Origin of the sequence: Rhodococcus sp. EPR-157, assembly GCF_001647195.1 — a bacterium.
In the GTDB taxonomy this organism is placed as follows: Bacteria; Actinomycetota; Actinomycetes; order Mycobacteriales; family Mycobacteriaceae; genus Rhodococcoides.
The window spans coordinates 1-6,462 of the sequence record NZ_LVCV01000566.1 but is presented as its reverse complement, the minus strand read 5'-3'; the positions used below and the strand labels follow the sequence as shown (position 1 = coordinate 6,462).

General features: G+C 63.3%; 9 protein-coding genes and 1 pseudogene. 5 read left to right on the top strand and 5 right to left on the bottom strand.

Going from position 1 to position 6,462, the window contains the following annotated elements; genetic code table 11:
- The first annotated feature begins 106 nt into the window (after positions 1–106).
- From A2J03_RS24885 to A2J03_RS24870, 4 genes are all read left to right on the top strand, one after another.
- Complete coding sequence (locus A2J03_RS24885; protein ID WP_068379437.1) at positions 107–544, top strand: GNAT family N-acetyltransferase; 438 nt, start codon at positions 107–109, stop codon at positions 542–544.
- Positions 545–558: 14 nt separating this feature from the next.
- Positions 559–1,278: a siderophore-interacting protein gene (locus tag A2J03_RS24880; RefSeq protein WP_068379434.1), complete on the top strand. Its 720-nt coding sequence runs from the start codon at positions 559–561 to the stop codon at positions 1,276–1,278.
- Positions 1,279–1,374: 96 nt separating this feature from the next.
- Positions 1,375–1,947, top strand: a complete 573-nt coding sequence (locus A2J03_RS24875; RefSeq protein ID WP_068379431.1) for a TetR/AcrR family transcriptional regulator — start codon at positions 1,375–1,377, stop codon at positions 1,945–1,947.
- Positions 1,948–1,968: 21 nt separating this feature from the next.
- Entirely contained in the window at positions 1,969–2,457 is a 489-nt protein-coding gene (locus A2J03_RS24870; RefSeq protein ID WP_068379428.1) for an FBP domain-containing protein, read from the top strand.
- A gap of 114 nt (positions 2,458–2,571) precedes the next feature.
- On the opposite strand, the gene A2J03_RS24865 is transcribed toward A2J03_RS24870, so the two are convergent.
- The 5 genes from A2J03_RS24865 to A2J03_RS24845 form a co-directional block, all read right to left on the bottom strand.
- Positions 2,572–3,045, bottom strand: a complete 474-nt coding sequence (locus A2J03_RS24865) for a hypothetical protein (protein WP_068379425.1) — start codon at positions 3,043–3,045, stop codon at positions 2,572–2,574.
- Between the two features lie 20 nt (positions 3,046–3,065).
- Positions 3,066–3,803, bottom strand: a complete 738-nt coding sequence (locus A2J03_RS24860) for an alpha/beta hydrolase family protein (protein ID WP_231912707.1) — start codon at positions 3,801–3,803, stop codon at positions 3,066–3,068.
- A gap of 171 nt (positions 3,804–3,974) precedes the next feature.
- On the bottom strand, positions 3,975–4,985 hold the full coding sequence (locus A2J03_RS24855; protein WP_068379422.1) for a PHP domain-containing protein: 1,011 nt from the start codon (positions 4,983–4,985) through the stop codon (positions 3,975–3,977).
- Between the two features lie 4 nt (positions 4,986–4,989).
- The gene (locus tag A2J03_RS24850) at positions 4,990–5,448 is read right to left on the bottom strand and encodes an RDD family protein (RefSeq protein WP_068379420.1); all 459 of its coding nucleotides are present in this window, start codon (positions 5,446–5,448) and stop codon (positions 4,990–4,992) included.
- Between the two features lie 29 nt (positions 5,449–5,477).
- On the bottom strand, positions 5,478–6,128 hold the full coding sequence (locus A2J03_RS24845; protein WP_068379417.1) for a hypothetical protein: 651 nt from the start codon (positions 6,126–6,128) through the stop codon (positions 5,478–5,480).
- A 153-nt stretch (positions 6,129–6,281) separates the two neighbouring features.
- On the opposite strand from A2J03_RS24845, the pseudogene A2J03_RS24840 reads away from it, so the two are divergent.
- A pseudogene (locus tag A2J03_RS24840) lies at positions 6,282–6,462 on the top strand (YceI family protein); the annotation flags it as partial.

Sequence of the window (6,462 nt, the reverse complement as noted above, 5' to 3'; positions counted from 1 at the left end):
CGCAAGTTGCAACGCGTGCCTGGGCTGGAAGGTGCGCGTCCAGGTCGCCAAGTGACCGAATGAGACATTCGCTGCGGCGCGCCCAGCGTTCGGTACCGTCGCAAAGGTGGAAATCCGGCCCCGACGCCCCGACGACCTGCCCGGCTGCGTACGAATGTTGGCGGAAGTTCACGAGTCCGACGGCTACCCGAACCGCTGGCCCGACGATCCGGCCGAATGGCTCGCACCCGAGAACTCCGTGGCCGCATGGGTCGCCGAGCACGACGGGCGCCTGGTCGGACACCTGGTCCTCACCGGGCGGAACGACGAGTTGTGGGTGTCGAGGCTGTTCGTCGATCCCAGTGCGAGGGGATCGAAAGTCGGAGAAGCCCTACTGCGGCAAGCGCGCAGCTGCGGCGTCCTGATGCTCGACGTCGTCGAATCCTCCGAGCGAGCCATCGCGCTGTACGAGCGCACCGGTTGGACGCTGGTCGGCCGACGAGACGCCGAGTGGATCATGTCCGACGGAACCAGACCGATCGAACGGACCTACACCTTGAATTAGGTTACCCTGCCCTTATGGGCAGAGGCGTCGAAGGCATCATCATGAAGGCCTACAGAGCGGACGACTACACGTTGACCGTGACGACAGTAGAGACCGTCACCGACAAGTACATCCGCATCGGCTTCACATCCCACGGGCTGCTGGCCGACTATCCCGTGCACCCGACGCAGTGGGTCCGGCTGTGGTTCGACGACGGCACCGGCAGGGAACGTCAACGCGGCTACACGCTGCTCGAACAGGATCCGGCGTCGGACAGTTTTTCGATCGAGTTCGCGGTGCATTACGGCCCGGCGTCGATCTGGGCGCAGAACGCGCAGCCCGGCGACACGCTCGCTGCGAGCCTGATGTCGAAAGGTTCCGGTTCGTCGAACTTCACGATCCCGGTACCGACGCCGTCGGAGTTCCTGATCTTCGGCGACACGGCGTCGCTCCCGGCGATCAACACCCTGCTCGATGCGATCGGTGACACCCCGGCGAGGGTGTGGCTCGAATGGCAGTACGAGTCCGACAGTCAGCTCCCTGTCCACGCAGGTCTTTCAGTCGAGGTGACGTGGTTCGAGCGTATCGACGACGGGCGGCTGCTGCGTGAGGCCGCGGAGAAGCTCGTGCCTGCACCTGGAGCGTTTGCGTGGGTGGCGTGCGACGGCAGGTCGACGCGGGCGATCGTCAAGACCCTCAGGTCTACCCATGCTCTACCGAAGGACTCGATCAAGTCGCAGGCCTACTGGAAGTGACGGTCTCGCGGTAAAAGAAGTGGCGCCGACGCCGGGAGACGCCTACCCTTCCTAGGGTGGCTAGGAAATACGCCACTGTCACTAGCAAGGAGGGCAATGGCGCGCGCTGGGCTCACGGTCGCCCGTTTGACCGAAGCGGCCGCAGACATGGCCGACGACGTCGGTTTCGAGAACGTGACCGTCCTCGCGTTGGCCCGCTCGTTCGGCGTCAAGGATGCAAGTCTGTATTCGCACATCAAGAACCTGCGCGATCTACGTCAACGGGTCGCGGTCGCATCACTGTCCGAACTCGCAGATCGCGTGTCCGACGCCGTGGCCGGCCGCGCAGGAAAAGATGCGCTGGTGGCGTTCGCCGGTGCATATCGCGATTACGCACGCGAGCACCCCGGCCGATACGCCTCCACGCAGTTCGAGCTCGACTCCGACGCACTGTTGGCCAGTGATGCACGCAGGCACTCGCAGATGTCGAGGGCGATTCTGCGTGCGTACAGGTTGACCGAGCCGGACGAAACCGATGCAGTTCGATTGTTGGGCAGCACGTTTCATGGATTCATCGCATTGGAGGCGTCGGGCGGTTTCAGTCACAGTCCGCCGCGCGAATCCGAACAGTCGTGGCTGCGTGTGCTGGACGTGCTGCACCACGCGCTCGAAAACTGGCCGTCGCAGTGACTTTCGGCCCAAGGAGGAGAAATGGAACCCGTAACAGAGAAAGAGATCAGATCGTCCTTCGTCAACTGTTCGAAGGGTGATGCGAAGCGTCTGAACGTTCCGCGCAATCTCACTGAAACAGACTGGGAAGCGCTGGATTTCCTCGGTTGGTCCGATCCGTCGTACGCCGGGCGGAGCTACCTCGTCGTACCGCGCGAGGGAGAGCTGATCGGTGTCGCACTCAAACATGAAACCGGTGGTTCGGACCGCGCCCAGATGTGCACCATCTGTATGACAACCCATTCACGCGGCAACGTCTCCCTGATGACAGCCAGCAAAGTCGGCGAATCGGGGCGCAAAGGAAATACGGTCGGCACGTACATGTGCACCGACCTCGCGTGCTCGCTCTATGCGCGTGGCAAGAAGACGCCAGCGCTGGGAAATCGCTACCGCGAGAACCTCACTCCCGAGGAACGGGTCGTCCGCGCTCAGGAGAATCTGAATGCGTTCGTGGAGCGGTTGTACACGTAGAGCTGGCACCCTTTTTGCCGAGCTAGCACACCGACATCACGCGTGACTTCCGGTCCAAGCCTTGCAAAAACGGTGCTAGCTCCCCTTCCGCAGCTATCCGTGCACAGCTACCGCTCAGCAGCTACCTTGCCCGGCGGCTTGAAGCCCCCGCAGGATTTCCCCCTGGTCCTCGGGCGGAAGCGTCGGCCAGCTCGGATTCGATTGAAGCTGATCGGAGATGCCGGTCGCGGACTGCTGTCGTGTGACCGCTCCGGTAGCGGCCAACGCGTCGATCGCGGAGATGAATTGCTCGCATGTCTCGAAGTACAGCTGCTCACCGTGGGGCATGTCGGATCCGGTGGGGATTTGGGCCTCGGGCACAGCAGGACCAGTCGGCGCTTCGGGTACGACCGCGTCCGGTGTCGCCGCTGCTTCGGACTCCACCGGCGGCGTAGGTGAGACAACGGATGGTTGGACCGTGATGGTCACAGACGACGTCTCCTGCGTCGCTTCGGCGGTGGTCGACGAGCCGGCATCGGTGGCGGACTCGTCGCTGCACCCGGCGAGCACGGCAGCGATGACAACTCCGGCAAAGACCATCCGCTTCATGGGCAACTGTGTACCAGAAGTCATCCGAGGGTGGCCGCGTGGGCCGCGATAACGTCGACGGTCGTCCGCCATGCCACCGATCCTTGATCTGTGAACGCGCTGTGCCCAGCGCCCGGAACGATGATCGCTTCGGCGGTGTCGCCTGCCGCGTTCGCAGCCTCGACGTATGCAGTGCTCTGGTTCACCGACACCGTTCGATCGGCGTCGCCGTGTATCGCCGTCACCTCGACGCCCACCGGCAGGTGTTCGATCGGAGACGCCAGCTCATATCGGTCAGGAACCTGCTGGGGCATACCGCCGAGAAATGCAGGTACCAACGTGTCCCCGCCGATGTTCGCCGCGCGCGCCATGTCGAACACGCCGGCCATGATGGTCGCGGTGCGGGGCATGATGCGAGGCGTCGCGCCGGGGGCCGACGCATCCAGTGTGTGCCGTCCGGCGAGCCATGCAGCAAGTTGACCGCCCGCAGAGTGTCCGGCGACGTGCACACGATCGAGGTCGAGCCTGCCACCCGCTGCCTCTTGCACCGTGTTCGCGAGCGCTTCGGTTGCATTGTCGACATCTGCGAGTGTGTCGCGGAAGTTGCCGGTGCCGCGACGATATTCGATGTTCCACACTGCGATTCCGCGATCGGCCACTGCCTGGGAGATCGGATCGAAATAGGTCATGTCGAATTGCTGCTGCCACCCACCGCCGTGAACCATGACGACTACCGGGATCTTGTCGGCTCCGTTGTCCGGCAGATACAGGTCGCCCACGTTGTCCTCGCGATCCGGTCCGTAGAGAAGCCTGATCGGAGGGTCGGACAGCGCCGGGACGAGGGCGGGAGAAGGCGTCGGGAGAGGCGGGGGGGCTGGAATGGACGACAGGGCTGGTGCATCCGAGGAGAACGAAGAATGTAGCCAGCAGGACCAGAAAGCGGGTCGATCTCACCGATCGCCACCCGTCCAGGCGAGAAGGTCCGTCATGGACCAGGTATTGATGACGCGATCGGTCGGGACCCCGCGATCCTCGGCGCGAAGGCAGCCGTAACCCTGCCAGTCCAGTTGGCCAGGGGCATGGGCGTCGGTATCGATGGCGAACAGGCAGCCGCGTTCGAGCGCGATGTCGATCAGCCGTTCAGGTGGATCCTGGCGTTCCGGACGGGAGTTGATCTCGACGGCGGTGCCGAATTGCTTGCAGCCCTCGAATACCACCTCGGCGTCGAACTTCGATTCCGGTCGTGTTCCCCGGCCGCCTTCGACGAGCCTTCCCGTGCAATGGCCGAGCACATCGACGTGGGGGTTCGCCACGGCATTGACCATCCTTCGGGTCATCGTGTCCGAGTCTGCTCGTAAATTCGAATGCACGCTCGCCACAACGACATCCAGCTCGGCCAGAAGGCCTTCGTCTTGATCGAGAGAACCGTCGTCGAGTATGTCGACCTCGATGCCGGTAAGGATTCGGAACGGTGCGAGTTGCTCGTTGAGTTCGGCGATCACGTCGAGTTGACGACGGAGACGTTCGGCGGTCAGCCCATTGGCCACCGTGAGCCTGGGGGAGTGGTCGGTGAGCGCGCAGTACTCATGGCCGAGGCGCTTGGCGGTACGCATCATCTCGTCGATGGGACTGCCACCATCGGACCAGTTGGAGTGCGTGTGCAGATCACCTTTGAGTGCGGATCGAAGATCGTTATTGCCGATCGGTTGGGCCTCGTCACGCTTCTCGACGAGGTACTCGGGCACATCTCCGGCGAGTGCTTGCCGGATGATCAGTGAGGTCTTGGCGCCGATTCCAGGAAGGGCAGACCAGGAGTCCGTGCGCTGTCGTTCGGACCGTGCTGTCTCGCTGAGGGATTCGACCACGTCGGCAGCCCGTCGATATGCCTTGACGCGATGAGTGTCCGCGCGCGAACGCTCGAGCCAGTAGGCGATCTCGCGGAGGGCTTGGATCGGGTCCATGTACCTATTGTCCAGCAGTGGTGTGCGGGTCGATCAGCGGAGTGTTCGGCTGCCAGTCGTACACCACCGAAGTCCGCAGGACGATGTCCTGCAGCGATCTCCGCCGTCGATCCACTGCGACCCACAACAGGCCGAACGCGAACAGGACGCACAGGAATGCGCGCAGCGCGGCGAGGGGCCACCGGACCAGGCCATGCTGCGGAGTGATCAGCCGAACACCCATCATGATCGCGCCGACGGTACGTCCGGTGCTCGCCCAGCACACGGTGAGGTAGAGCATCGACAGTCCGATCAGGACCGACACGGACAGGTTCACGGCGGGCGATTCGAAGCTGAAAGACCCCGGATCGAACAGCAACTGCACAAACACGGATCCGACATAAGCGGCGCCCATCAGTGCACAGACCACGGTCAAGTCGATGACGGCCGCAGCGCCCCGGGTGATGATTCCTGCGGGGCGCATCTCGTGCGGCTTCTCCGGGAGAGGATGTCTCACGTCGACGCCGGACCCGGTTCGCGGCCGAAGAGCCTCCCGACGAAGTGGGACACGGCGTCGTCTGCCTGCATGCCCTGGCTCCTGACTCCTCGCACTGCTTCGGCGGACAGCGAACCTGTCGAATCTCTGATGATGTCGGGGAGGTCGACACCATCGATGACGAAGTTCGCGAGCGCGATCAGGTCGACGCGTGAGATGGCAGTGTCGAGGTCGACTCTGGACACCTGACGGTCGAGATCGACAGTGTCCGCGACTGCATCGAGGTCGACTCGCCCGATCACGGCATCGATGTCGACGCGACGGACCGCAGCATCCAGATCCACTCGGGCGACCGCCTTGTCGAGATCGACTCGCTCGACGGCCCGGTCCAGGTCGACGCCCTCGATGATGGCGTCGATATCGACGTTGTCCCGGATCAGACGCGTCAGGTCGATTTCCTCGAGTGCAGCGGCGACGATCTTCACGACGATTGCGCGTAGCAGTGCGTCGGCGACGACGGTTGCCGTTGCGATGGTTCGTTCGCCGCGTGCGGCCAGTGCACGCAGCGGGGATCCGAGGCCGGGAACCCGCGTGAGTACACGGGCAGCGCCCGCAGCTGTGGCGACCACGCCGACGGCCACGTCGAGTAGACGAACTTCTTGGGGCATCGGCCTCACCGCCTTGTCAGGTCAAATGATCATTCCAGTTCGGCGACAGTCGTGTGCACTCAATTCGACCGTCGAATTTCGGACAAATCTCTCAGTAAAATGCCAGGAACTGGATCCTCCATGGACTTGAAGGTGCAACTAGCATTGGCGGGCATGACAAAGAAATGGTGGATAGTCGGCGCAATCGTCGTCGTGCTGGTGGCACTCGGAGTTACGGTCGGGCCTTGGGCCTACGGAAAGTTCATTGCCGACAGTGACGCACCTGCGGCGACGGTGTCGACCTCGGGAGCGCAGGCCGCGTCGACCGAGGACATCGACGGCGCCTGGACCATCG

Excerpts from the sequence above, each read along its gene's own strand:
- A2J03_RS24870 (WP_068379428.1), top strand. The coding sequence starts at position 1,969 with ATGGAACCCGTAACAGAGAAAGAGATCAGATCGTCCTTCGTCAACTGT.
- A2J03_RS24855 (WP_068379422.1), bottom strand. The coding sequence starts at position 4,985 with ATGGACCCGATCCAAGCCCTCCGCGAGATCGCCTACTGGCTCGAGCGT.
- A2J03_RS24850 (WP_068379420.1), bottom strand. The coding sequence starts at position 5,448 with ATGCGCCCCGCAGGAATCATCACCCGGGGCGCTGCGGCCGTCATCGAC.
- A2J03_RS24845 (WP_068379417.1), bottom strand. The coding sequence starts at position 6,128 with ATGCCCCAAGAAGTTCGTCTACTCGACGTGGCCGTCGGCGTGGTCGCC.
- A2J03_RS24875 (WP_068379431.1), top strand. The coding sequence starts at position 1,375 with ATGGCGCGCGCTGGGCTCACGGTCGCCCGTTTGACCGAAGCGGCCGCA.
- A2J03_RS24865 (WP_068379425.1), bottom strand. The coding sequence starts at position 3,045 with ATGAAGCGGATGGTCTTTGCCGGAGTTGTCATCGCTGCCGTGCTCGCC.
- A2J03_RS24880 (WP_068379434.1), top strand. The coding sequence starts at position 559 with ATGGGCAGAGGCGTCGAAGGCATCATCATGAAGGCCTACAGAGCGGAC.